The organism is Bradyrhizobium sp. USDA 4504, from assembly GCF_054063995.1.
The window spans coordinates 1,015,512-1,039,967 of sequence record NZ_JBSSGV010000001.1; the positions used below are offsets into that span (position 1 = coordinate 1,015,512).

Consider the following 24,456-nt stretch of genomic DNA (forward strand, 5'->3'; position numbering starts at 1 on the left):
ACTGGGTGGGTCAGGCGGCGTCGGCCAAGCGGGGAGAGTCTTCGAGTTCGTCGACGAGCGGCTCGAGCAATAGAATGATCAGCAGATGAGCGAGGATATGGGGTCTGGCGGACCGCTCGTCGGTTCCGGGAGGTCCCTTCAGGCCAATCAGGCTTTTCAGCCGCTTGAAGCCGAGCTCAATGCGCCATCGCAGCCGATAGAGGGCGAGGATATCTGCAGTCGTGAAGTCCTCTGGCCTGAGTGAGGTCACCAGGATCACCCAATCTGCGGCGTCAAGTGTTTGCCTGGAGAGCTGATGACCTCCCTTTTGTGCAGTCCGGCGCGCCTTGCGTCGCGCAGCCGCAGCAGCTTGCGCCGGCTTCTTCGCGGCAACCAGACGCACTGCGAGCGGCGGCGCACCTGACTTGCGCTTTATCCAAATCGGCCGATCGATCAGGCCACGCGCCGAGGCGTTGCGCAGTTCGGCAGTGAGGTCAACAAGATTACCTTCGGCATCGAGCCAGCGCGCGCTCTTCCAGCCGGCCCGGATCACGAAGTCCGCATCGGCATCGACGAGATGCGCCATGCGCTCCGGTTGCAGATAGGCGCGATCGGCAAGACGGATCTCACCGGCAACCGCCGGTATCCGATCCAGCGTCTCGCCCGCTCGCTGATCGGTCAGTTCGAAGTGACCAAAGCGCTCCTGCGGAAGATCGAACGCGCTATGGATACGCCACACTGCGTTCTTGTTCCTGCCGCTCGTCCCAGCCTTGGGGACCGTCGTGGCGTCAACAATACGGATCAGACGACCGCGGCTCGCCTTCGGCGCCGCGGCGGCAAGCGCCTGCTCGACCAAGATTGCCAGCCAATCTCCGCACTGACGTAAGCGATACAACAGAGCCACGTTGGAGATATCGACAAGCCCAACCGACGTGGCCCATGCCGCCGTCAACCGCAGCCCTTTCTCACCAAGGCAATAAGCCAAGATCAGGCGCAGCAAGTCGACCGCATTGCTGATCTCCCGCGGACGGACAAACGCCTTCGTCTTGCGCGCGCTAATGTTCAGAGCCTCGGCTCCGCCAAGTCGGGCGACAACGCGCGCCCAATCTTTGTTCACAAGCGATTCGTGTGCCATTCCATCTTGGAATCACAAGCGAATCCAAGGCGCAAATCCTATTTTAGCGCCTATGGGCGAAGGCCGGGACCCATAACCACCGATGGTCATTGTTGCACGGTGCTGGGGCCATAGCCTCCTTCAACAACTCAACCCTGTGGTTATGGGTCCCGGCTTTCGCCGGGACGACGGCGGCGGGTGGGCGGGCGTCTCGCGTCATTGAGAGAGTTACCCCAACCGCAACTCCGCATACCCCTTCGCCGCCACCTCGTCGCATCGCGCGCGATATGCCGGGGCGCTGCCGCTGTAGCGGGCGACGATGCGGGTTTGCTTGCCCTCGACGTTGCGGTTGATGCCGGTCATCCAGGAATCGACCTCGTTTGAGAGCAGGCCGACGCCGAGCGCCTTGACATGCTCGGTCCAGTCGGCGGTGCCTTCGGGCGTGGCGTCGAGGAAGGTCAGGCCTCTCTCCTGCGCAAAGCGGATCAGCCCGGTGACCCAATCCACGCTGTATTCGATGCTGCGCGGGATGTTGCCGAGCGCGGTGTGCGGGCCCATCAGCATCATCATGTTGGGGAAGCCGTCGACCATCAGCCCGAGATAGGTTTCCGGGCCGTGCGTCCATTTCTCCTTCAGCCGCGCACCGTGTGCGCCGCGGAAATCGATCCTGTCGAAGCTGCCGGTGATGGCATCGAAGCCGGTGGCGTAGATGATGATGTCGAAGGCGTAGTCCTTGTCGCTGGTGCGGATGCCCTCGGGCGTGATCCGCTCGATCGGCGTCTCCTTGATATCGACCAGCTCGACATTGTCGCGGTTGTAGACCTCGTAATAGAAGGTCTCGAGCGGCAGCCGCCGCGTGCCGAAGCCGTGGTTCTTCGGGATCAGCATCTCGGCGACCGCCTGGTTCTTCACGCGCTGACGGATCTTGCGCGCGACGAAATCGCTGATCGTCGCATTCGCCGCGCGGTCGATCAGGATATCCTTGAAGTTGCCTTGCCAGATGCCAAACCCGCGCTCGCCATAGAGCTTCTCGTAGAACGCTTCGCGCTCCTCCGCGCTCACCTCGAACGCGCCGCGCGGATCGGGCGTATGCACGAAGCAGGCGAAGGTCTCCTTGCAGCGCGCGAAGATCTCGGGATAGCCGGCCTTGATCCTGACTTGCGTCTCGGCGTCGATCTTGCCGTTGTGCAGCGGCGCCGCCCAGTTGGCGGTGCGCTGGAACACGGTGAGATGCCCGACCTCGCCGGCGATGGTCTGGATGGTCTGGATGCCGGTCGCGCCGGTGCCGATCACGGCGACGCGCTTGCCGGTGAAATCCACCTTCTCCTTCGGCCAGCGCGCGGTGTGGAACGATTGGCCCCTGAAATCGTCGCGGCCCTCGATGCGCGGCAGGGTCGGCGTCGACAACGGGCCGATCGCGGTGATCAGGAAGCGGCAGGAGTGCTGCGCGCCACTTTCGAGTGTGACCCGCCAGCTTCGCGTGTCGTCCTGGTAGATCGCGGACGCGACGCGGCTCTCGAACTGGATGTCGCGGCGCAGGTCGAACTTGTCGGCGACATAGTTGCAGTAGCGCAAGGTCTCGGGCTGGCCGGCGAAATGCTCCGACCACTCCCATTCCTCGAGCAGCTCCTTCGAGAACGAGTAGCCGTACGAATAGCTCTCGGAATCGAAACGTGCGCCGGGATAGCGGTTCCAGTACCAGGTGCCGCCGACGCCGGTGCCGGCCTCGAACACGCGCGCGCTGAGCCCAAGCTCGCGCAGCCGGTGGAGCTGGTACATGCCGGACAGGCCGGCGCCGATGATGATGACGTCGTCGTCCAGCGCAGCCGTCTGGGCGGTGTTGTCCTGGCGCAATTCGGCCACCTGTCGTTGCTCCCCGATGGATTGATTGCCCGCAAGGCTAACCGGTCTTCCTGCTGCCGACAAACATCGCGGAGCGGAGCAGCTATCGGGATTTGCCGGGTGCGTCGGCCCGCGCGCATTCCGCGCGGCGGACTGTCCGCCCCGCGGCTTTACTCGGCCGCGGGATTCCCTCTATCGTCGGCCCGACACGACGATCGCCCGCCAAGCGGCGACGGAACCTAACGGGAGTGAAGCGATGGGAGAGGCGCTGCGCAGGCCGACGTCCATAGACGTCAGCAATCCCCGGCTTTACCAGGATGACACCTGGCGGCCGCTGTTCGCGCAGCTCCGCCGCGACGATCCCGTGCATTATTGCGAGGCGTCGGCCTACGGCCCCTACTGGTCGGTGACACGCTATGACGACATCTTCGCGGTCGAGCTGGATCACCAGAACTATTCGTCGGCCTCCGAGCTTGGCGGTATCCAGGTCACGGACCAGCCGAAGGGGCAGGAGCGGCCGAGCTTCATCCGGATGGACCCGCCCGGCCATACCGCGCAGCGCCGCACGGTGGCGCCGATCGTAGCGCCGTCGAACCTTGCCAATTTCGACGCCCTGATCCGCAAGCGCACCTCAGCCGTGCTCGATGCGCTGCCGCGCAACGAGACCTTCGACTGGGCCGAGCGGGTCTCGGTCGACCTCACCAACATGATGCTGGCGACGCTGTTCGATTTCCCCCCTGAAGACCGCGCCAAGCTGACCTGGTGGTCGGATGTTGCGATCGCCAACGTCGAATCCCCCGACGCGGTGGTGCGTTCGGAGGCTGAACGCACCGCCGAACTGGTCAAGATGGGAGAATATTTCCGCAAGCTGTGGGACGCGCGGGCCGATGCGCCGCCGACCTTCGATTTGATCTCGATGCTGGCGCATTCGGACGCGACGCGGAATCTGGAGCCGCGCGAGTTCATCGGCACGATCGGGCTGTTGATCGTCGGCGGCAACGACACCACGCGCAACTCAATGTCGGCCGGGCTGATGGCGCTGTACGAGAACCCGGAGCAGTTCGAGCTGGTCCGCGCGAGGCCGGAGCTGATCCCGAACCTGGTGTCCGAGACCATCCGCTACCACACGCCGGTGCTGCACATGCGCCGCACCGCACGCAACGACGTCGAGCTTGCCGGCCGCCGGATCAAGAAGGGCGACAAGGTCGTGATGTGGTACATCTCCGGCAACCGCGACGAGGACAAGATCGAGCGTGCCGATGAATTCATCATCGACCGCGCCAAGCCGCGCCAGCATCTCGCCTTCGGCGCCGGCGTCCATCGCTGCGTCGGCGATCGCCTCGCCGAGCAGCAGCTGCGCATCCTCTGGGAGGAGGTTCTGGCGCGCGATCTGCGTTTTGAGCTGATGGGCCCGCCGCAAAGGCTCTATTCCAATTTCATCCGCGGTATACGAAGCTTGCCGGCGAGAATCGTCAATTGAAGTTGTGGGGTTGTCATTGCGGGGCGATGCAGAGCATCGAGCCCGGAATCTCGAGATTCCGGGTCTGGTCCTTCGGACCATCCCGGAATGACGGGGTCATAAAGATCAAGGAACAAGAATGAAGAACGATCCCGTTGACGTCCTGATCATCGGCGCCGGCGCCTCCGGCGCCGCGGTGGCCTGGAGCCTCGCCGATACCAAGATGCATATCCTCTGCCTCGATCAGGGCGGCTGGATGAATCCGGCCGAATATCCGAGCACCGGGCGCGACTGGGAGGCGAAGTTCTACGGCGAGTGGTCGTCCAGCCCGAACGTCCGCAAGCGGCCCGAGGACTATCCGATCAACGACGACAATTCGCCGATCAAGGTCGTCAACTTCAACGGCGTCGGCGGCTCGACCGTGATGTACACCGCGCACTGGCCGCGGCTGCATCCGTCCGATTTCAAGGTGAAGACGCTCGATGGTGTCGCCGACGACTGGCCGATCGATTATGACGCGCTCACGCCGTTCTTCGAGGAGAACGATCGCATGATGGGCACGTCGGGCCTGTCGGGCGATCCGCTGTCGCCGCTGAGCCATCCGCCGATGCCGCAGCAGCCGCTCGGGCTGTCAGGCCCCTTAATCGGCAAGGCCATGAACAAGCTTGGCTGGCACTGGTGGCCGTCGGACACGACAGTGGCGACGATGGATTACGAGGGCAGGGCGCGCTGCATCAATCTCGGCCACTGCACGCCGGCCTGCGCGCAGGGTGCCAAGGCCTCGACCGACATCACCTACTGGCCGCACGCGGTCCGCGCCGGGGTCGAGCTCAAGACCCACTGCCGGGTGCGCGAGATCCTGACCAACGAGCACGGCATGGCCTCCGGGGTCGTCTATTACGACAAGGACGGCGTCGAACAGTTTCAACCAGCCGAGGTCGTCATCATCGCCTGCAACGGCGTCGGCACGCCGCGGCTGCTGCTGAATTCGGCGTCAGGCAAATTCCCCAATGGCCTCGCCAACTCGTCGGGCCTGGTCGGCAAGAACCTGATGTTCCATCCCTATGCGCAGATCTACGGCTTCGTGAAGGAGCCGACCGACAGCAACCGCGCGCCGCCGACCTGCCTGTGGAGCAAAGAGTTCTACGACACCGATCTGTCGCGCGGCTTCGTCCGCGGCTACGGCATCCAGTTCGGCCGCGGCGCCGGGCCGGTGTTCGAGGCGGTCGCGAGCGAGCAGAAGGGTATCCTGCCCTGGGGCAAGGATCATCACCGCGTGTTCCGCAAGCTCAACGGCCATCGTCTCGCGGTATCGGCGATCTGCGAGGATCTGCCGGAGGAGCACAACCGCGTCACGCTCGATCCCGTGCTGAAGGACAGCCACGGCATTCCCGCGCCGAAGATCGACTACACGATCAGCGCGAACAGCCGGAAGATGATGGACCATGGGCTGGCGCGCGGCCGGGAGATCCTCGAGGCCGCCGGCGCCACCGACATCTGCATCAATGATCCGATCCCGTGGGGCGGCTGGCATCTGCTCGGCACCGCGCGGATGGGCACCGATCCCGGGCGCTCCGTGGTCAACGAATGGGGCCGCTCGCACGACGTGAAGAACCTCTTCATCGTCGACGGCAGCATCTTCGTCACCTCGGGCGGCGTGAACCCGACCTCCACCATCCAGGCCCTTGCGCTCTACATCGCCGACCAGATGAAGCAGCGCCTCGCCAACCTGTTCTACTGAGACCGCCAGAGACCGACATGTCCGATAGCAATCAACTGACCGCAGCCCAGCGCGCCGATCTGCGCACCGTCGCCGCGATGATCGTTCCCGAAAGTGACGAGTACAAGGTGCCAGGGGCGGACGATGCCGCGATCCAGGCCGACATGCTGGCGACGCTCGGCCGCGACACCGCGCTGGTCGCGCAGGCGCTGGATCATCTGGCTGATCTCGCGGGCAAGCCGCTCGCCGCGCTCGACGATGCCGGACGCGATGCGGTGGCGCGGGAGTTTCGTAGCCGTGGCGGTGCCGCCGCGGCGACGCTCGTCCGCGTGGTGCTGCAATGCTACTACCGCGACGACCGCGTGCTGCGCTCGCTCGGCCTCGAGCTGCGCGCGCCGTTCCCGAAAGGCCATGTGCTGCCGGAGGGCGACTGGTCGCTGCTCGATCCGGTCAGGGCGCGCGGCGGCACGCTGCGGCGGGCGACCTAGCGTTGTGTCCGTGACTTGACAGTCCATTCCGTCATTCCGGGGCGCGACGAAGTCGCGAACCTCAGATGCGCAATCGCGCATCGGGGAATCCAGAGGTCGTGCATCGAGTTCCGGGTTCTCGCTTCGCGAGCCCCGGAATGACACTGAGTCAATCGCGCGTCAGAGACGCAGCCCTAGCCATCCGGGCAGGTGCAGGGCGTAACCACTTGCGGCGCGGGGAGCCGGTCACCATCTGAGGAGACCAAAGGACTCTCGCCATGCTGGATATTACCTCAGATACCGCCGGTGACACGCCGTCACCGCGAACGGCCGATGCTGCCCAGGATAACGACCGGGCTTTGCTGGATGCCTATTCGAATGCCGTGATCGACGTCACCGACCGCGTCGGCCCGGCCGTGGTCCGGGTCGAGACCGGGCCGAAGCTGCGCAACGCGCGCGAGCGCGGCGGGCTCGGCTCGGGCATCGTGATCTCGCCCGACGGCTTCGTGCTGACCAACAGTCACGTGGTCGGATCGTCGAAGGAGATCCGCCTGCGCGACACCGAGGGCTTCGTCACCGACGCCCATGTGCTCGGCGTCGATCCCGACACCGACCTCGCGCTGCTGCGCGCCGATGGCGCGCGCGATCTGCCTTACGCGTCGCTCGGCAACTCCAAGACGCTGCGGCGCGGCCAACTCGTGGTCGCGATCGGCAATCCGCTCGGCTTCGAATCGACCGTCACCGCCGGCGTGGTCTCGGCGCTCGGCCGCTCGATCCGTTCGGTGAGCGGGAGGACCATCGAGGACGTGATCCAGACCGATGCCGCGCTCAACCCCGGCAATTCCGGCGGTCCGCTGGTGTCGTCGAAGGGCGAGGTGATCGGCATCAACACCGCGATCATCAACGGCGCGCAGGGCATCTGCTTTGCGGTCGCCTCTAACACCGCGCAGTTCGTGCTGTCGGAGATCATTCGCCACGGTTATGTCCGCCGTGCCTATATCGGCGTCGCGGGGCAGACCGCGCCGGTGCCGCGGCGCCACGCGGTGCTGGCCGGCGTCGAGAACAAGATGGGCGCGCTCCTGATGCAGATCGAACCGGACAGCCCGGCCGCGCGCGCGAGCCTGTTGCCCGGCGACGTCGTGATCAGGCTCGACGGCATCGAGATCAACGGTGTCGACGACCTGATCCGCGCGCTCGATCACAGCCGGATCGATCGGACACTATCGATGGACGTGCTCCGCCTCGGCCGCCTGCGCGCGATCGAGATCCATCCGATCGGGAGGAAGCCGGCGAAGCAGTGAAGCGGGTGAGGGGTCCGTCTCCGCGGATAGAGACTTCATTCGCAACTCGGCATGCGGGCCGGGCGGCCCGGCAACAACCCTAAGCCCCAAAGTTCCTGACTAGTTCAATGCAAACCAGACCTTGGCGACAAACGTCGCGCCGCACCAGTTCGAGGTCAGGCCATCCGGGTTGGTGGAGAGGTTTACACGACCGCCTGGCTGCGCGTTTGGATCGCCGGTAAAGACAAAGCAGTTTTCCTTCGTCAGATTGGTGTCGTAGTAGCGCAGGTCGAAGTTGAAAGCCTTGTGGGTGAAGGTCACGCCCGCCTGCCAATTGAGATAGGAAGGTAAAGGGAATCCGCCGAGCTGCTGGCTTTGATTGCCGAACCAGGAATAACCGGCAGCGGTTGTGAAGGATATGGCGACGTCGTGCGGCAGCAATTGGCTCGGCACATCATAGCCGACGCCACCTGCCACATATTGGCTCCAGGCCCCGGTGTTCGAGACGTTCGGCGAATAGGCGTAGCCTGCGGCAAGGCGGACTTGTTCGCTGATTTTCCGGTCACCGCGGATGACCGTCTCCCAATAATTGATTCCGTTGGTTTCGCCGGGAAGTCTTTCTCCGGGATAGGCGAAATAGGTCACGCCAAAATCGAAATCGATGGTTGCGAATGTCGGACGGATACCAGCGGTGTAGGTGAACTCGGCGGCTGGTTGTGTCGGCAGGTTGACGGTGGCGACCGTTGTGCCGGCATATAGCTGGCCCCATCTTGCTTCCAGGGCGGCGCCGACTGCAGGTCCGTGATTGGACAATGTCACGCCGCGATAGATGTAGTCGGACGCAAGTCCCGCGCGGGCGCTGAATTCCAGTTCGTTCGCAGACGTCGTGTGGTTGGTGTCGGCCGCCGACCATCCGCGATTACCAAGGCCGATTGCTCCGGCTGGGTTGGGGGCTTGGGCAAAAGCGAGATCGCTGGTCGAAAGCAAAAGCCATAGCGCGACCACCCCTGTGATCGAGCGACCACGTGTTGCGTCTTTTCGCTGCCGCACTGTCGCTTACCCTCCAAGAGCTACCGCGACGCCAACCAGTGCACTCCCCATAGCCACCATCGACAGCCCTGCCATCCAGGGCCGCAACCCGCTACGGACTCCAAATGCGTAACCGCAGCAGAACAGCATCACGATGGCGACAACGTAGGTCACATGCAAGGCTAATCTGGGGTCGCGCAGCAGCACGAACGGAATTGTCAGCGGGAAGATCGAAAAGAAACTCAACAAGCAAAGGCCCAGCGCCCCCGTCCAGTCGCGCTTCGTCAGCCTTGGACCAAGGAACGGTTCAGGCAATTGCTGCAAAGTTTTCCGAAGGACTTCCAGTCGGTCCAGAGGTAGGATTGCCGCCAATTGAGGCGGCAATGCATCCGAGATGATGCGCTGCGCTGTTTCGGGATCGGGCGCCTGCCTGATTGCGCGAAGCGTGAGAGCCTTGTTACCCCGGTCATTGATACGAGCCAGAAGATAAAGACCGCCGTCAACAATACCCCAGGCCAGATTGCAGCCTAGCGCTCCCAGCAGCATCGTACGAATGTTGATGCCAGCACCCGATGCGATACTCAGGGAGCAGATGAAGGTAAGTGCCATAATCAGACCGAATAAGGTCTCCGAGATTCGTTCCATCGGATCCAGTACGCGTCGAGGCGCTGAGGCGTCTGACATGAAATCATCTCCCGTTGGCCTTCTCGGCTCCCTTTAGGTGCTGCGCACTCTGCGCCTGACATCGATTGATCCATGTCAAGCCGGGATTTCAATTCCGTGCAGGTATCCGGCCCTAAGTATACGCGGAGGCGAAATATGTTTCTTTTCGCTGCGCTCTGGTGCGGTTGTCTGATGATGAGCGGCCGCAGCTTCCGCGCTGCGCCGTGGCTCCGGCGCGATGGCTGGCAAAGATCATCTCTTCTTTTCGTCGCGCTATACTTGCGGGAGCTGGCGCTGTGTCGCCGGTGCAAGCTGCCTCCGAAGATTCCGAGTGGCACGAGTTCAGCGGAACGTGGACCGCGGCTGGCAGCCGCCGCGACATTGGACTCGGTGGCGATCGACGAGCTTCGGTTGCCGATTACAGCGGATCACTCATGCTCTACGGGTCCTCACGTCCTGCGCTGGGCTTCCGCGCTGAGGCCATCGTACTCAACGACAGCGCTACCGGCCTGACAGGACGGGCTGTCTGGACGGATGACACAGACAATCACGTCTATAGCGAGCTTCGCGGCGAAACCACCCCGGCAGGGCAATCGCATCGTCGGGACATTTGTGGGCGGCAGCGGTCGGTACAAGGGTGCGACGGGCACCTACGAATTCTCCTGGCGCTTTCTTCTGGAAAACGAAGACGGTGTCGTTCAGGGCCAGTCGATGGGGCTCAGCGGCAAGGTCCGATTTCTGTCAACACCAAGTGAGCCCGGCGCAGGAACGTCCAAGCCATGAAACGCCCCCTCACATTCCTGAAGCCGGCGTTGCCGTTCATGCTGGCGGTCGGCATCTGGCTGACACCCGTTCCGGCTGGATTGACCCCGCCCGCCTGGCACCTGTTCGCCGTGTTTGCATCGGCGATCGCATCGGTCCTGATCGGCTCTTTTCCGTTGCTCCCATCCGCGCTGCTCGCTGTCGCGGCGGTGGTCCTGACCGGCACTATTTCGCCGGCGAAGGCCTTTGCGGGCTTTGCCAACGCCAGCGTGCTGCTGGTCGTGATTGCCTTCCTGGTCGCGCTCGCCGTGGTGAAGTCGGGCTTGGGGCGGCGGATCAGCCTGTTCATGGTCGGTCTGTTCGGCAAATCGTCTCTCGGGCTTGCCTACAGTATCGTCATAACGGACGCCATCATTGCTCCGGGTTTTCCCAGTAACACGGCGCGAGGTGGGGTTCTGTTCCCGATAGTGCTGTCGGTCGCCAGCGGGTCCGGTTCGCGACCGGAGGAGCCCGAGGGGCGTAAACTGGGCGGTTATCTCATGTTCTGCGGGATGGCGAGCTTGTCGGTTTCGTCTGCGCTTTGGATGACCGCCACCTCGGCCAACCCGCTCGGGGTCCAGATAGCCAAGGGGTTCGGGGTAGAAATCGGCTTCGGCAAGTGGCTGGTCGTGGCCGCAGTGCCTGCGCTGATTGCGCTCTTGCTGCTTCCCTGGCTTGTGGCGCGCATTTTCCCGCCAGGGATTGGCCAAACACCCGACGCACCCGTTGCTGCCCGCAAGGAGCTTGCGGAGCTTGGTCCGCTCAAGCGCGATGAATGGATCACGGCCGGAATCTTCGCATTCATAATCCTGGGTTGGGTATTTGGCGATTCCTTGCAGCTGAATTCGACCAGCGTCGCTTTCGCTGGCCTCGGAATGTTGCTCATGTCAAATGTCATAGGATTGAAAGACATTGCAGAACACGGAGAGGCCCTCGAAACGTTTCTGTGGCTTGCCGTGCTGTTTGCCTTGAGCGGGCAGCTCAACGAACTCGGGTTTATGGGTTACGTCGGCCAGCGGCTGGCGTCCTACATCGTCGGCCTTTCGTGGCAGATGACCTACGTCATACTGGTCGCACTGTATGTGTTAATTCACTACATGTTTGTCAGTCAGACTTCACAGGTGCTGGCTTTGCTCGGCGTCTTTGTTGACGTCGGCATCCGAGGAGGCGTGCCCGCACCGTTGATGGCGTTTGCTCTGCTGTTTGCAAGCAGTTACTTCTCAGTCATTACGCCCCAGGGTGGCAGCCAGAACGTCATCTTCGTAAGCAGCGGCTATCTCACACAGCGGGAGCTCTATCGGCTTGGCCTGCTTGTGACGCTCTTCTTTCTTGCCGTGTTCCTTGTAATCGGAACTCCCTGGATCCTGCTGGTCACGTGACTGCGCGCAGCCTTGACCTACCAGTCTGACTTCGGGAGTTCACTGGGGTTCGAGGCGGCGACAGCATCCGCACGCGCGGATGCGATGACGTTTGGCGAAAATTCGGAATAATAGAAGATATCGCTGATTTGCCCGACATGTCAAGTTGCCTCTCCGCGCGCCGGCGGGCGCCCTGCTACTTTGCATGGGGTTGTTTTCGATATTTTGGGGGCGCGCACCTTCGAAGGAGGTTCTCCAACCTCACCGACAGTAGCAGCGGCAAACGGCAGTTCGAGTGCAAGAGCATCGGAGCGGGGTGAGGGTTCTGTCTCCCCGATCTCATCTGCGGAGAGAGCTCCTCATCCGCCGCCGTAGCCGACGCTGCGCGTCAGCGTTGTTTAGAAACGGCGGCCATTGGCCGCCTATGCCACCTTCTCCCACATCCGCCTTCGCCAAGGCTACGGCGGACATGAGGGGAGAAGGGAAGGGGAGCTTGCGCGCCGCTACTGCAGCGCCGCCAGCAACTCGTCGGGTTGCTCGACCATCATCATGTGGCCGGCGCCCGCGAGCACCACGGTGCGCGCATTCGACGTCGCGGCGGCGAGGGCCTTGCCGGCTTTGGCCGGGGTCATCATGTCGCGCTCGCCGAGGATGAAGGTGGCGGGCACCTTGACCGCGGCAGCAGCCGTGAGCGCGTTCTGGTAGGCGTTGCAGGCGTTGAGGTCGTTGTAGAGCACGCCGGGCTTCGCCTCCTGCAGCACCCGCTGCGCGCCCTGGTGCATCCACAGGCCGGGCGCGAGGCTGCCGCCGAGCTCGGCCTTGAAGCCGAGGCCCCAGATCGAGACCATGTCGATCGCCGCGACATCATTGGCTTCGGCGGCTTTCAGGAGATCGGGGCCGACCGTCATGGTCGCGGCGGTGCCGATCAGCGCGAGGCCGGAGACCTTGTCGGGATGCCGCGCCGAGGTCTCGATCGCGATCAGCGATCCCATCGAATGGCCGATCAGCCGCGCCTTCGACGCGCCGGCTGCCGTGATCAGCGCCGCGATCCAGTCGGCCATCTCGGCGATGGTCGGGAGCGGCTTGCCGGCGGAGCGGCCATGGCCCGGCAGGTCCGGCGCCAGCACGGAATAGCCATGATGGGCGAACCAGCGGCTGTGCAGCGCCCAGGTCGAGGAATCGAAGCCGGCGCCGTGGATCATCACCACCGCCGGCAGCGACGGATCGAACGGCTTGCCGCCGGTCGCGATGAAAGTGTCTGATCCGTTCACGGAAAGCTGCATGGCGCTCAAGTCCTTTGCGAGGCGCGCAGCGCCTGGCCGAGATCGTCGATGATGTCCTGGGCAGTTTCGATGCCGACCGACAGCCGCACCAGCTCCTCGCCGATGCCGGCGGCCTTGAGCTGCTCGGCGTCCATCTGCTGATGCGTGGTGCTGGCGGGATGGATCACCAGCGTCTTGGCGTCGCCGACATTGGCGAGATGGCTGATCAGCTTCAAGGACTCGATGAACTTCTTGCCGGCGGCGCGGCCGCCCTTGATGCCGAAGCTGACGATCGAGCCGGCGCCGCGCGGCAACAGCTTCTTGGCGAGCGCGTAATCCGGATGCGTTTCCAGCGAGGGATGCAGCACCCAGTCGACCGCCTTGTTCGCGGCGAGGGCGTCCAGCACCGCATGGGTGTTGCTGACATGGCGATCCATGCGGACGCCGAGCGTCTCGATGCCCTGCAAGAGCTGGAACGCGTTGGTCGGCGACAGGCAGGCGCCGAAATCGCGCAGGCCCTCGGTGCGGGCGCGCATGATGAAGGCGGCCTTGCCGAACTGCTCGTCGAAGACGATGCCGTGATAGCCGGCATAGGGCTCGGTGAGCTGCGGGAATTTGCCGGAGGCGCGCCAGTCGAACCGGCCGCCGTCGACGATCACGCCGCCGATCGCGATGCCGTGGCCGCCCATCCATTTGGTCGCCGAGTTCATCGCGATGTCGGCGCCGAGCTCGATCGGCTGGCTCAGATAGGGCGTCGCAAACGTATTGTCGATCAGAAGCGGAATCTTCGCATCATGCGCGATTTGAGCCACCGCGGGGATATCGAGTACTTCGAGGCCGGGATTGCCGATGGTCTCGCCGATCACGAGGCGGGTGTTCGGCTTGATCGCGGCACGGAATTCGTCGAGCGCACGCGGCTTCACGAACGTCGTGGTGATGCCGAACCGCGGCAGCGTGTGCGCCAGCAGATTGATGGTGCCGCCATAGAGCGAGGCGGAGGCGACGATGTGGTCGCCGGCATTGAGCAGGGTCGCGATCGCAAGATGCATCGCGGCCATGCCGCTGGCGGTGCAGATCGCGCCGACGCCGCATTCGAGCGCGGCGATGCGCTCTTCCAATACGGCGGTCGTCGGATTGGAGATGCGGGTGTAGATGTGGCCGGCGCGCTCCAGATTGAACAGCGCCGCGGCATGATCGGCATCCTGGAACACGTAGGACGTGGTCTGATAGATCGGAACCGCGCGCGCGCCGGTCGCGGGATCGGGGCGCTGGCCGGCGTGCAGGCTCAGGGTTTCGAAGGCAGGCGGCTTGGGTGCGGGCATGCGAAACTCGTCGGGTCAGTCGATGGGAGTGGTGGGTTGGCGAGGAGTCTTTTGTTTGACGCGTTTTCTTCACGCGAACCGGTGTCCACTTCGCTTGAAAACGCTTTGTTAGACGTGAACTGCGGTGCGAACACGGCCGACATTGCCGAACACGCGCAGATAGCGCTCGACCTCGGAGGGGATGCCGGTCGCCTTCTCCGGATTGTCGGAGAGCTTGACGGCCGGGCGTCCGTCGACCGACGTCACCTTGCACACGATCGAGATCGGGTCGAGCTCGGCGGTGCCGTCGGGCGCGCAGCCGACGAAATCGTTGGTGAGGTTGGTGCCCCAGCCGAAGCTGACGCGCACGCGTCCCTTGAAATGGTGGAACGTCTCCTCGATCGAGCCGACATCCATCGCGTCGGAGAACACCAGCAGCTTCTCCTTGGGATCGCGGCCCTTCTGCTTCCACCATTTGATGATCTCTTCGCCGGCCGTGATCGGCGGCGCGCTGTCGGGACGAAAGCCGGTCCAGTCGGCGACCCAATCGGGCGCGTCGCGCAGGAACGGTTTTGTCCCGAAGGCATCGGGCAGCGCGATCAAGAGGTTGCCGCCATAGGTGTGGCGCCATTGGTCGAGGATGCGATAGGGCGCCCAGCGCAGCGCCTCGTCGTCATTGGCGAGCGCGGCCGCGACCATCGGCAGCTCATGTGCGTTGGTGCCGATCGCCTCGAGGTCGTTGTCCATCGCGAGCAGCACGTTCGACGTTCCGGTGAAGGAGGGGCCGAGGCCTTCCTTCACCGCCTCGACGCACCACCGCTGCCAGAGGAAGCCATGGCGGCGGCGTGTGCCGAAATCGGACAGCCGCAAGCCGTCCAGCTTGCGCAGCCGCTCGACCTTGGCCCACAGCTTTGCCTTGGCGCGCGCATAGAGAACATCGAGCGCGAAGCGGCCGTAGGTCTTGGTCGCCGCGCGCGAGCGCAGCTCGTTGAGGATCGCGAGCGCCGGGATCTCCCACATCGTGGTGTGGGTCCACGGCCCGTGGAAATGGAGCTCGTACTGGCCGTCGACCTTGTGCAGCTCGTATTCGGGCAGCCGGAAGTTCGACAGCCAGTTGATGAAGTCGGGCGAGAACATCTGGGTCTTGCCGTAGAACGTGTTACCGGCGAGCCAGATCAGCTCCTTCTTGGTGAAGCGGATGGTGCGGGCGTGGTCGAGCTGGGCGCGCAGCTCGGCCTCGTCGATGACCTCGGCGAGTCGGATATGGGTCGAGCGGTTGATCACCGAAAAGGTCGTGCGCGTGTCCGGATAGCATTCCCGGATCATCTGCTGCATCAACAGCTTGTAGAAATCGGTGTCCAGCAGGCTGCGCACGATCGGGTCGAGCCGCCAGCCGTGGTTGTAGGTCCGGGTCGCGATATCTGTCACGGTCATGCGGGAACCTTAGCCTGCCGGGCGCCGCCCGCCCAGTGGGTATCGGGCGGAAACATGGCAGGTCAGCGCGCTATGGTCTGCCGTATACGGCCGACGGTGGCGGCGACATCGGCCCAGGCCGGCTTATCAGGGGCGAATTGCCGCCGCAGGAAGGTGACAAGCTCGGCGACCTGGCCGTCGCTCATGCTGTCCTTGAAGGCCGGCATGTAGCCCAGATCGGTCACGGCCGGCTTGGCGATGCCGTGCAGGATCACCTGGATCAGGTTATCGGGCGCGTCGCTGTGCAGGTTGCTGTTCAGCGCCAGCGACGGCCGGCTGCCGAACAGCGGCGGGCCGCCGACCTCATGGCAGACCGCGCAGGCGCCTTGATAGATCCGCGCTCCGGCCGAGGCGGCGGTGGTGACGACGGTGCCGGCTTCGAGCTTCGCGGCAATGGCATCGTGGGCCGGCCGATCGGTGCCCTGGTTGAACGAGGCGAGGTAGACCGCCATTGCACGAATGTCCTGGTCGGGCAGCGCGGCGAGCTCCTGCACGACCGGCGCCATCGGTCCCGCGGCGACGCCGTGCAGGCGGGACTCGCCGGTGCGCAAATAGGCGTAGAGCTCGTCCTCGCTCCAGGGGATCGGCGCCTTCGACAGCGACGTCAGCGCCGGCGCCTCCCAGCCCTCGGCGAAGCCGCCGGCGAGATAGGCGCGCTGTCGTTCGGCGCCGAGCGCATTGCGCGGCGAGTGGCAGGCGCTGCAATGGCCGAACCCTTCGATCAGATAGGCGCCGCGATTCCATATCGCTGACTTCGATGGATCGGGCTGGAACGCCTGCGCCTGATGGAACAGCGCATTCCATCCGGCGAGCAGCGGCCGCAGGTTGAACGGAAAGACGAGCGCGTTGGCCGGCGTTTCGGCGCGCTCCGGCGCCTGCGCCATCAGATAGGCATAGAGCGCCTGCAGGTCGGCGTCACTGGTCCTGGCGAAGTGCGTGTATGGAAACGCCGGATAGAGATGGCGCCCGTCGCGATGAATGCCCTCGCGCATCGCGCGCTCGAAGGCGGGATAGGACCAGGCGCCGATGCCGGTGTCGACGTCGGGCGTGATGTTGGTGGTGAAGATGGTGCCGAACGGCGTCTCCAGCGGCCGACCGCCGACGTTCGGAACGCCATGCTCCGACGTATGGCAGACGGCGCAGGCGCCGAGCGCTGCAAGCTCCTTGCCACGGGCGATCGTCGCAGCGGAATAGACCGAGGCGTCGGGCCGGGCGATCGGCGCGATCGCGCGCCAGGGCAGCACGGCCGCGCCGATGCCGATCGCCGCTGCGCAGAGTGCGGCAATGCCGGCGAGCACGCCGCCGCACTTTGCAAAGGGATTCTGCCATCTGTTGAGGTCGGCCGTCTGCGCAGGCGGCGGGAGCGGGGCGGGCGCGACCGGTTGCTCGCCGCGCAATCCCTTCAAAATGCGTTCCGGTGTGAACGGCAATTCGCGGAAGCGGATGCCGGTCGCGTCATAGATCGCGTTGGCGATCGCAGCGGCGCTCGGCACCGAGGCGGACTCGCCGACGCCGAGCGGCGGTTGATCCTGCCGCGGCAGCATCAACACATCGACCTTCGGCAGCTCAGGAAACTTGATGATGGGGTAGGCGCCCCATTCCCGCGCCGCCACCGCGCCGCGCTCGAAGGAGACCTCCTCCATCAGCGCGCGGCTGGTCGACTGGATGACGTTGCCCTCGATCTGGTGCCGCACCCCCTCCGGATTGATCATCAATCCGGAATCCTGGCCGGCGACGACGCGGGTCACGCTGACATCGCCGGTCGCCTTGTTGACAGCGACGTCGGCGATCCATGCCGACCACGCCGCGCCGTAACCGGGAAACTTGCTGTGCACGTAGAGCGCATAGGCAAAGCCGCGGCCGCGCACGATGTCGCCGTCCGCCTCGGGCTCTTTCCACACCGGGCGCGGCGTCCAGCCGGCGCGCTCGGCAACGGCATTGACGAGATCGATCGCGCGCTTATCCTTCAGATAGCGCAGCCGGTACTCGATCGGATCGACCTTCGCCTCCGCCGCAAGCTCGTCGATGTAGGATTCATGCGCAAAGGTGTTCGGCAGCGCCGAGACGCCGCGAAACCATGACGCGCGCACGATCGGCGGCATGTCGTTGGCGATCACGCGCATGTTCTCGTAGTCGTAGGGCGGGATCGCGGTGCGGTCGCCCATCTCGAACACCGCGGCTTCAGGCGCGATCCGCCCTGTGAGCAGCAGTGCCAATGTCGGCGCGCCGTTCGAGGGATAGCGCGTGGCAAAATCGTAAGCGGCGACGCTGCCGTCGGCGTTGAGCCCGCCATTGACGTCCATCAGCTGCGCGGTGCCCTTCGGCTCCCAGGCATGCTCCTGCTCGCGGGTGAGCTGCACGCGCACCGGGCGGCCGACCGCGCGCGACAGCAGCAATGCATCGGCAGAGACATCGTCGGCGCAGTTGCGGCCGTAGCAGCCGGCGACCTCCATCCGGATCACGTCGATCTCGGACTCCGGCCGCTGGATCAGCAGCGCCAGGTCGCCGCGCAGGATGTGCGGGTTCTGGGTGCCGGACCAGACCCGGATCGCGCCCTCGCTGTAATCGGAGACCGCGCACGACGGGCCGATCGAGCCGTGCATCTGGTAGGGCCAGAGATAAGTCCGCTGCATCGGCTTGGCGGCGGCCTTGAGCGCGGCGTCGACGTCGCCCTTGTCGATCAGCTGGCGCGGCGTCGAGGGATTGGCGCGCAGCGCCTTCTCCACGTCGGCAAGATCGGTCAGCGCCGGTTCCGGCTTCCAGCTCACCTTGAGCTGCGCGGCGGCCTTGATCGCATTCTCCTCGCGCTCGGCAACGACGCCGACGAAATCGCCGATCCGCACCACCGCGACGAGGCCTGGAATATCGCGCACCGAAGCTTCATCGACCGCAATCAGGCTGGTGCCGACGAACGGGCCGGCATCGACGCCGGCGTAAGGGGGGCGGACCACGCGGCCGTGCAGCATGCCGGGCACGCGCACATCGTGAACGTAGACAAGCTCGCCGGTGGCCTTCGCCAGCACGTCGACGCGCGGCACGGACTTGCCGACGACGGAATAGGCGCTCACGGCCTTGACCGGAACGTCGTCGGCAAGATCGAGCCGGATGGTTTCGTCCGCGATCAGCTCGCCATAGCTGACGCTGCGGTTGTCGTGGCCGCGGATCAGGCCGTCCTCGATCGCGAGGCTACTCGCCGGCAGCTCAAGCCGCTCGGCCGCGCGTGCGAGCAAGAAGTGTCGCGCTTGCGCGGCGGCCTTGCGCAGGGGAACGGCGGTGATCTGGATGGTTTCGCTTGCGATCGTCGGGCCCTGGTTCGGCACCACGGCGGTGTCGCCGAGGATCACGACGACGCGGGCAAAGGAGACGTCGAGCTCTTCGGCAACGATCTGACCGAGCGCGGTGCGGATGCCGGTGCCGAGATCGACATGGCCGTTATAGGCATTGACCGTGCCGTCGGCCGTGATGGTGATGAAGGTCTCGAACTCATCTTCGGCGCCCAGCACCGCAGGGCGGACGACCGACAGCGAGCCGCGCTGGCGTTGCTCAGGAGCCCGTGCGTCCACCATCAATCGCGCGCCTCGAGCGCGTGGCCGGCCGCACGCATCGCCGCGCGGATGATCTCGATATGCGCGCCGCAGCGGCAGAGGTTGTAGCGCAGCGCCTCCAGCACCTCATGCTCAGACGGATTGGGATTGCGCGTCAGCAAGGCCTTGGTGGTGATGATCATGCCATTGAGGCAATAGCCGCACTGCGCGGCTTGTTCGTGGATGAAGGCATCCTGCACGGGATCGGGGTGCTCGCGGCTGCCGAGACCTTCGAGCGTGACGATGTTGCGGCCGGCGCAGCCCTCGATCGGAATCACGCAGGCACGCGCAGCGACGCCGTCGATCAGCACCGCGCAGGCGCCGCACTCGCCGAGCCCGCAGCCGTATTTCGGTCCGTTCAATTCGAGGTCGTTGCGCAGCACGTAAAGTAATGCGGTGTCGGGAGCGGCGTCGACATCATGATTCCTGCCGTTCACGGTCAGGCGCATTGCCCCGGTTCTCCCTTGATGTTTGCGCTGCAACGTCAGCGTCGGATCGCCGACGAGGATAACGTTTGTATACAAACGTGCAAGCGGCGGCATGCCGCGCTGCAGCGCGTGCCCGCTTTATGAACAGGGTGCGCACGCGAAGGGCACGGTTTGATTGCAAAGGCCGCTTGACAGGTCACGGGCTCGCGCGCAGGATCATTCGTATACGAACGATATGCATGGGAGGCGGAAGCGCAGTATGATCGACCGCCGCCACAAGTCCAGGCTTGGTCACGATGGCTGACACAATGACCGTCGCCGCCGGCGACAAGATCCGCTGCGATGCCTGTCCGGTGATGTGTTACATCAAGCCGGGCGCGGCCGGCGCCTGCGACCGCTATGCCAATCATGACGGCACGCTGGTGCGCGTCGATCCGCATGTCGTGCTGGAGCGCACCATGTCGCATGGCGGCAAGCTGGTTCCGTTCCAGGTGAGCGGCGATTGGGACGGCAAGATCGTCCGCCAGCCCGAACTGTTCGTCACCGCGATCGGCGCAGGAACAACCTATCCGGATTACAAGCCGGCGCCCTTCATCGTGTCGTCGGAGGTCGACGGCGTCGACATGGTCACCGTGGTGACTGAAGGCATTTTCTCGTATTGCGGCGTCAAGGTGAAGATCGACACCGACCGCTACCTCGGCCCGGAAACCGCGACCGTGCGCTCGGACGGTGAGGCGGTCGGCCATGTCACGACCAGCGAATATGGCTCGCAGATGCTCTCGCTCGGCGGGGTGCATCATTTGACTGGCGGCTCCAAGAAGGAGGGCCGCGTCACCTGCGACACGCTGATGGATCTCTCCAACTGCAAGGCGGTCGAGTTGACCATCGACGGCGGCGCCACCGTCGTGGTGCAGGCCGGCAGGCCGCCGATCGTCAATGGTGTGGCAGAAGAGCGCATGCGGGTCGGCTGTGGCTCGGCGACAATCGGCATGTTCGCCAAGCAATGGCACGGCAAGGTCGATGAGGTCGTGGTGGTCGACGATCACATCACCGGCGTGCTCAGCGAGCACCAGGCCGGCAAGCTGCTCGACATCGCCGACACCGGGATCAAGATGAAGGGGCGGCGCTCGACGCCGGGCCGCTATTTCCAGGTCGCCGATCCCGGCACCGGATGGGGCGGCACCAACATCTCCGATCCGCTGTCGATCCTCGGCCCCTTCAATGCGAAGGAGGCGCGGCCCGGGCTCACCATGCTGATGGTCTCGACCACCGGCGAGCATGCGTCCTACTACGTGCTCGACGAGGCGCTGAAGCCGATCGAGACCGAGATGCCGGCGGACCTCAAATTTTCGGTCGAGCGCATCCAGGAGAATTGCGAGCCGGCGCTGTGCACCGTGCTGTTCATGGGCGGCGCGGGCGGATCGCTGCGCGCCGGCGTCACCGATAATCCGGTGCGGCTGACGCGCTCGGTGAAGGACGCGCTGACACGGGTGACCAGCGGCGGCGCGCCGGTCTATGTCTGGCCCGGCGGCGGCATCACCTTCATGGTCGATGTCACGCAGATGCCGGCCGGCGCCTTCGGCTACGTGCCGACGCCGGCGCTGGTGGCGCCGATCGAGTTCACGATGAAGCTGTCGGACTACGCGGCGCTCGGCGGCCATATGGATTACGTCCGGCCGCTATCCTCACTGCGGGATAGCGCCGAGGTCCGGTCGATGCCGTATCTTCCCGGGCGGCGCGCATGAAGAGGCTCCCGCAAATCGCGCTCCTTCCTGACGGCAAGCGGCTGCATTTGCAGGACGGCCCCATTGATTTGATCGTCGAGGCCAAGGGCAGAGACGCTGACATTCGTACCGCCTATCAGGCCGCTGCGGCGCGCTTCACCGGTTTGCTTGACGAACTCTGCGCGGAGCTGGCCGAGCTGCGCAGTGCGGCGGATCCCCGTCTTTGCGTGCTGAAGGGCGTGGTCGCGCGGCGCATGCATGCGGCGGTCGCGCCTTTTGCCGCCGATTGCTTCATCACGCCGATGGCAGCGGTCGCGGGGTCGGTCGCCGAGGAAATTTTGGGCGCGATGCTTGAGGCCGCGCCGCTCGACCGCGCCTATGTCAACAATGGCGGCGACATTGCCCTGCATCTCGGCGACGGCGAACAATTCACTGTCGGTCTGATGGATCGGCCCGACCGTCACGGCGTGATGCGCACCATGACGGTCGATGCCGATATGCCGGTTCGCGGCATCGCGACCAGCGGCCGCCACGGCCGCAGCTTTTCGCTGGGCATTGCCGATGCCGTCACCGTGCTGGCGCGGACGGCGTCGCAGGCGGATGCTGCGGCGACCGTGATCGCCAATGCGGTCGATCTGCCCAATCATCCCGCGATCCTGCGCGTTGCGGCGAACGAGCTGCAGCCCGACAGCGACCTCGGCGCGCGGCTGGTGACCCGCGATGTCGGGCGGCTGGCGGAACACGAGGTTGAGCAGGCGCTCGAGGTGGGGGCGACGCGGGCGCGCGACCTCCTGATGTCGGGATTGATCGAGGGCGCGGCATTGCGTCTACTGGGCGAAACGCGGCTTGTCGGTGCAACTGGGATTGGGGCGCCGGCGTCGCACGCGTTTCAGGGACAAACGATAGAACACATGCTGCGGGCATGACTGGAAGCGAGGCAAGATGAGCGCCGTCATTCGCAAGATCGTCACCGTGGTCGAGGAGACCCATCTGGAGATGGGCAAGACCATCGCACCGCCGACAAGGCGTGCCGCCGCCATCGCCGTGATCGAGAACCCCTTTGCCGGCCGCTATGTCGAGGATCTGTCGCCGCTGATCGCGATCGGCGAGGAACTCGGCGAACTGCTCTCGAAGCGGGCCGTCGCCGCGCTCGGCATCGAGGGCGCCAAGGCCCACAGCTACGGCAAGGCCGCCGCCGTCGGTGAGAATGGCGAGCTCGAGCATGCGGCGGCGATCCTGCATCCGAAGATGGGCGCGCCGGTGCGCAAGGTGCTGTCGAAGGGCGCGGCGCTGATCCCGTCGTCGAAGAAGCGCTCGGGGCCCGGCACCACGCTGGATATTCCGCTCGGGCACAAGGACGCGGCTTTCGTGCGCAGCCATTTCGACGGCATGGAAGTGCAGATCAACGACGCGCCGCGGGCCAACGAGATCATGGTTGCGGTCGCGGTGACTGACAGTGGACGGCCGCTGCCGCGCGTCGGCGGGCTGACGGTCGGCGAGATCAAGGGCGAAGACGGATTGCGATAATTTCTTTGAAGAAAAACTGGAGGACGGGATGCGTGGTTATTTCGTAGGGGCGGGATTGGCGATCGCGGTCGCGACCATGGCAACGAGTGCCATGACAACGCAGGCCATGGCGCAGAGCGAAATCAAGATCGGCGAGATCAACTCTTATTCCTTGCTGCCGGCATTCACCGAGCCCTATCGCAAGGGCTGGCAGCTCGCGGTGGAGGAGATCAATGCCGCCGGCGGCATCGGCGGCAAGAAGCTCGTTGTCGTTTCCAAGGACGACGGCGGCAAGCCGGCCGATGCGCAGACCGCGGCAAACGAACTGGTGTCGAGCGAGAACGTCGCGATGCTCACCGGCACGTTCCTCTCCAACATCGGCCTCGCCGTTTCCGACTTCGCCAACCAGAAGAAGGTGTTTTTCCTGGCGGCAGAACCTTTGACCGACGCCATCACCTGGTCGAAGGGCAACCGCTACACGTTCCGCCTGCGTCCCTCCAACTACATGCAGGCCGCGATGCTGGTGGAGGAGGCGGCGAAGCTGCCCGCAAAACGCTGGGCGACGATCGCGCCGAACTATGAATACGGCCAGTCGGCGGTCGCCGTGTTCAAGAAGCTGATGTCGGCGAAACGGCCCGACATCCAGTGGGTCGACGAGCAGTGGCCGCCACAGGGCAAGATCGACGCCGGCCCAGTGGTGCAGGCGGTTGCCGCGGCGAACCCGGAAGCGATCCTCAACGTCACCTTCGGCGCCGACCTCGTCAAGCTCGTGCGCGAAGGCAACACCCGCGGCCTGTTCAAGGGCCGCACCGTGGTGAGCTTCCTGACCGGCGAGCCGGAATACCTCGATCCGCTCAAGGACGAGACGCCGGAAGGCTGGATCGTCACCGGCTATCCCTGGTACGCGATCAAGACGGCTGAGCATGACGCGTTCCTGAAGGCCTACCAGGCCAAGTACAACGACTATCCGCGGCTCGGTTCGATCGTCGGCTACCAGACCATCAAGGCGGCGGCGGCGATCCTCGCCAAGGCCGGCTCGAGCGATCCGGAGAAGCTGATCGCGGCGGCGGAAGGCATCTCGATGCCGTCGCCGTTCGGCGAGATCACCTTCCGCAAGATCGATCACCAGTCGACGCTGGGCGCCTTCACCGGCAAGACCGCGCTGAAGGACGGCAAGGGCATCATGGTCGACACCGCCTATCGCAAGGGCTCGGACTATCTGCCCAGCGATGCCGAGATCGAGAAGCTGCGGCCGAAGGATTGAACTGCAACCTTCTCCCTCGCCCCGCTCTTGCGGGGAGAGACTTGAACTTCTCCCTCTCCCCGTTCTTACGGGGAGAGGGTTGGGGTGAGGGGCTATTTCCGCGAACGAGCGCGCGGAGAGTCCCCCTCACCCGAATTCAAGCTGGCGCTTGAATTCGACCTCTCCCCGCAGGCGGGGCGAGGCAAGGTGAACGGAAACTCCA

The 24,456-nt window shown here is 64.7% G+C and carries 19 protein-coding genes; 10 read left to right on the top strand and 9 right to left on the bottom strand.

Annotation, left to right across the window (positions count from 1 at the left end; translation table 11 throughout):
• Positions 1–10: 10 nt before the first annotated feature.
• Both ACVMB1_RS04365 and ACVMB1_RS04370 read right to left on the bottom strand, forming a co-directional pair.
• Positions 11–1,114: an IS4 family transposase gene (locus ACVMB1_RS04365; protein ID WP_076824845.1), complete on the bottom strand. Its 1,104-nt coding sequence runs from the start codon at positions 1,112–1,114 to the stop codon at positions 11–13.
• A gap of 207 nt (positions 1,115–1,321) precedes the next feature.
• Positions 1,322–2,956 carry a flavin-containing monooxygenase gene (locus tag ACVMB1_RS04370; RefSeq protein ID WP_141341355.1) on the bottom strand — a complete coding sequence of 545 codons (1,635 nt, stop codon included), beginning with the start codon at positions 2,954–2,956 and terminating at the stop codon, positions 1,322–1,324.
• 235 nt (positions 2,957–3,191) lie between these two features.
• On the opposite strand from ACVMB1_RS04370, the gene ACVMB1_RS04375 reads away from it, so the two are divergent.
• From ACVMB1_RS04375 to ACVMB1_RS04390, 4 genes are all read left to right on the top strand, one after another.
• On the top strand, positions 3,192–4,415 hold the full coding sequence (locus ACVMB1_RS04375; protein ID WP_083714982.1) for a cytochrome P450: 1,224 nt from the start codon (positions 3,192–3,194) through the stop codon (positions 4,413–4,415).
• Positions 4,416–4,533: 118 nt separating this feature from the next.
• Entirely contained in the window at positions 4,534–6,135 is a 1,602-nt protein-coding gene (locus ACVMB1_RS04380) for a GMC family oxidoreductase (protein WP_456814102.1), read from the top strand.
• A 17-nt stretch (positions 6,136–6,152) separates the two neighbouring features.
• Complete coding sequence (locus ACVMB1_RS04385) at positions 6,153–6,602, top strand: hypothetical protein (RefSeq protein ID WP_076827100.1); 450 nt, start codon at positions 6,153–6,155, stop codon at positions 6,600–6,602.
• A 257-nt stretch (positions 6,603–6,859) separates the two neighbouring features.
• On the top strand, positions 6,860–7,882 hold the full coding sequence (locus ACVMB1_RS04390) for a S1C family serine protease (protein ID WP_141341357.1): 1,023 nt from the start codon (positions 6,860–6,862) through the stop codon (positions 7,880–7,882).
• Positions 7,883–7,981: 99 nt separating this feature from the next.
• On the opposite strand, the gene ACVMB1_RS04395 is transcribed toward ACVMB1_RS04390, so the two are convergent.
• Both ACVMB1_RS04395 and ACVMB1_RS04400 read right to left on the bottom strand, forming a co-directional pair.
• A complete protein-coding gene (locus tag ACVMB1_RS04395) occupies positions 7,982–8,911 on the bottom strand; it encodes a TorF family putative porin (protein WP_083714981.1) in 930 nt (309 codons plus the stop codon).
• A gap of 6 nt (positions 8,912–8,917) precedes the next feature.
• Positions 8,918–9,574 (bottom strand): VIT1/CCC1 transporter family protein, encoded by a 657-nt coding sequence (locus ACVMB1_RS04400; RefSeq protein ID WP_141341359.1) that lies wholly within the window; start codon positions 9,572–9,574, stop codon positions 8,918–8,920.
• A gap of 513 nt (positions 9,575–10,087) precedes the next feature.
• Here ACVMB1_RS04400 and ACVMB1_RS04405 point away from each other — a divergent pair.
• Both ACVMB1_RS04405 and ACVMB1_RS04410 read left to right on the top strand, forming a co-directional pair.
• Positions 10,088–10,336 carry a hypothetical protein gene (locus ACVMB1_RS04405; protein WP_141341361.1) on the top strand — a complete coding sequence of 83 codons (249 nt, stop codon included), beginning with the start codon at positions 10,088–10,090 and terminating at the stop codon, positions 10,334–10,336.
• Positions 10,333–11,733, top strand: a complete 1,401-nt coding sequence (locus tag ACVMB1_RS04410; RefSeq protein WP_141341363.1) for a DASS family sodium-coupled anion symporter — start codon at positions 10,333–10,335, stop codon at positions 11,731–11,733. The genes ACVMB1_RS04405 and ACVMB1_RS04410 overlap by 4 nt, the downstream gene beginning before the upstream one ends.
• A 482-nt stretch (positions 11,734–12,215) precedes the next feature.
• Here the strand turns inward: ACVMB1_RS04410 and ACVMB1_RS04415 are convergent, their stop codons facing one another.
• The 5 genes from ACVMB1_RS04415 to ACVMB1_RS04435 form a co-directional block, all read right to left on the bottom strand.
• The gene (locus ACVMB1_RS04415) at positions 12,216–12,995 is read right to left on the bottom strand and encodes an alpha/beta fold hydrolase (protein WP_076827218.1); all 780 of its coding nucleotides are present in this window, start codon (positions 12,993–12,995) and stop codon (positions 12,216–12,218) included.
• Positions 12,996–13,000: 5 nt separating this feature from the next.
• Positions 13,001–14,296 carry an O-acetylhomoserine aminocarboxypropyltransferase gene (locus ACVMB1_RS04420; protein WP_069276947.1) on the bottom strand — a complete coding sequence of 432 codons (1,296 nt, stop codon included), beginning with the start codon at positions 14,294–14,296 and terminating at the stop codon, positions 13,001–13,003.
• A gap of 108 nt (positions 14,297–14,404) precedes the next feature.
• Entirely contained in the window at positions 14,405–15,709 is a 1,305-nt protein-coding gene (gene pncB / locus ACVMB1_RS04425; RefSeq protein WP_028343682.1) for a nicotinate phosphoribosyltransferase, read from the bottom strand.
• 62 nt (positions 15,710–15,771) lie between these two features.
• The gene (locus ACVMB1_RS04430; protein WP_456814103.1) at positions 15,772–19,314 is read right to left on the bottom strand and encodes a molybdopterin cofactor-binding domain-containing protein; all 3,543 of its coding nucleotides are present in this window, start codon (positions 19,312–19,314) and stop codon (positions 15,772–15,774) included.
• Positions 19,314–19,781 carry a (2Fe-2S)-binding protein gene (locus ACVMB1_RS04435; protein ID WP_076827089.1) on the bottom strand — a complete coding sequence of 156 codons (468 nt, stop codon included), beginning with the start codon at positions 19,779–19,781 and terminating at the stop codon, positions 19,314–19,316. The genes ACVMB1_RS04430 and ACVMB1_RS04435 overlap by 1 nt, the downstream gene beginning before the upstream one ends.
• A gap of 275 nt (positions 19,782–20,056) precedes the next feature.
• Between ACVMB1_RS04435 and ACVMB1_RS04440 the strand changes: the two genes are divergently transcribed.
• From ACVMB1_RS04440 to ACVMB1_RS04455, 4 genes are read left to right on the top strand one after another with little or no spacing between them, the layout of a single operon-like run.
• On the top strand, positions 20,057–21,505 hold the full coding sequence (locus ACVMB1_RS04440; RefSeq protein ID WP_076827087.1) for a 6-hydroxynicotinate reductase: 1,449 nt from the start codon (positions 20,057–20,059) through the stop codon (positions 21,503–21,505).
• Positions 21,502–22,410: a UPF0280 family protein gene (locus ACVMB1_RS04445; RefSeq protein WP_141341365.1), complete on the top strand. Its 909-nt coding sequence runs from the start codon at positions 21,502–21,504 to the stop codon at positions 22,408–22,410. The genes ACVMB1_RS04440 and ACVMB1_RS04445 overlap by 4 nt, the downstream gene beginning before the upstream one ends.
• A 16-nt stretch (positions 22,411–22,426) precedes the next feature.
• On the top strand, positions 22,427–23,011 hold the full coding sequence (locus tag ACVMB1_RS04450) for an amino acid synthesis family protein (protein ID WP_057017559.1): 585 nt from the start codon (positions 22,427–22,429) through the stop codon (positions 23,009–23,011).
• A gap of 28 nt (positions 23,012–23,039) precedes the next feature.
• Positions 23,040–24,254 (top strand): ABC transporter substrate-binding protein, encoded by a 1,215-nt coding sequence (locus ACVMB1_RS04455; protein WP_076827083.1) that lies wholly within the window; start codon positions 23,040–23,042, stop codon positions 24,252–24,254.
• Positions 24,255–24,456 lie beyond the last annotated feature (202 nt).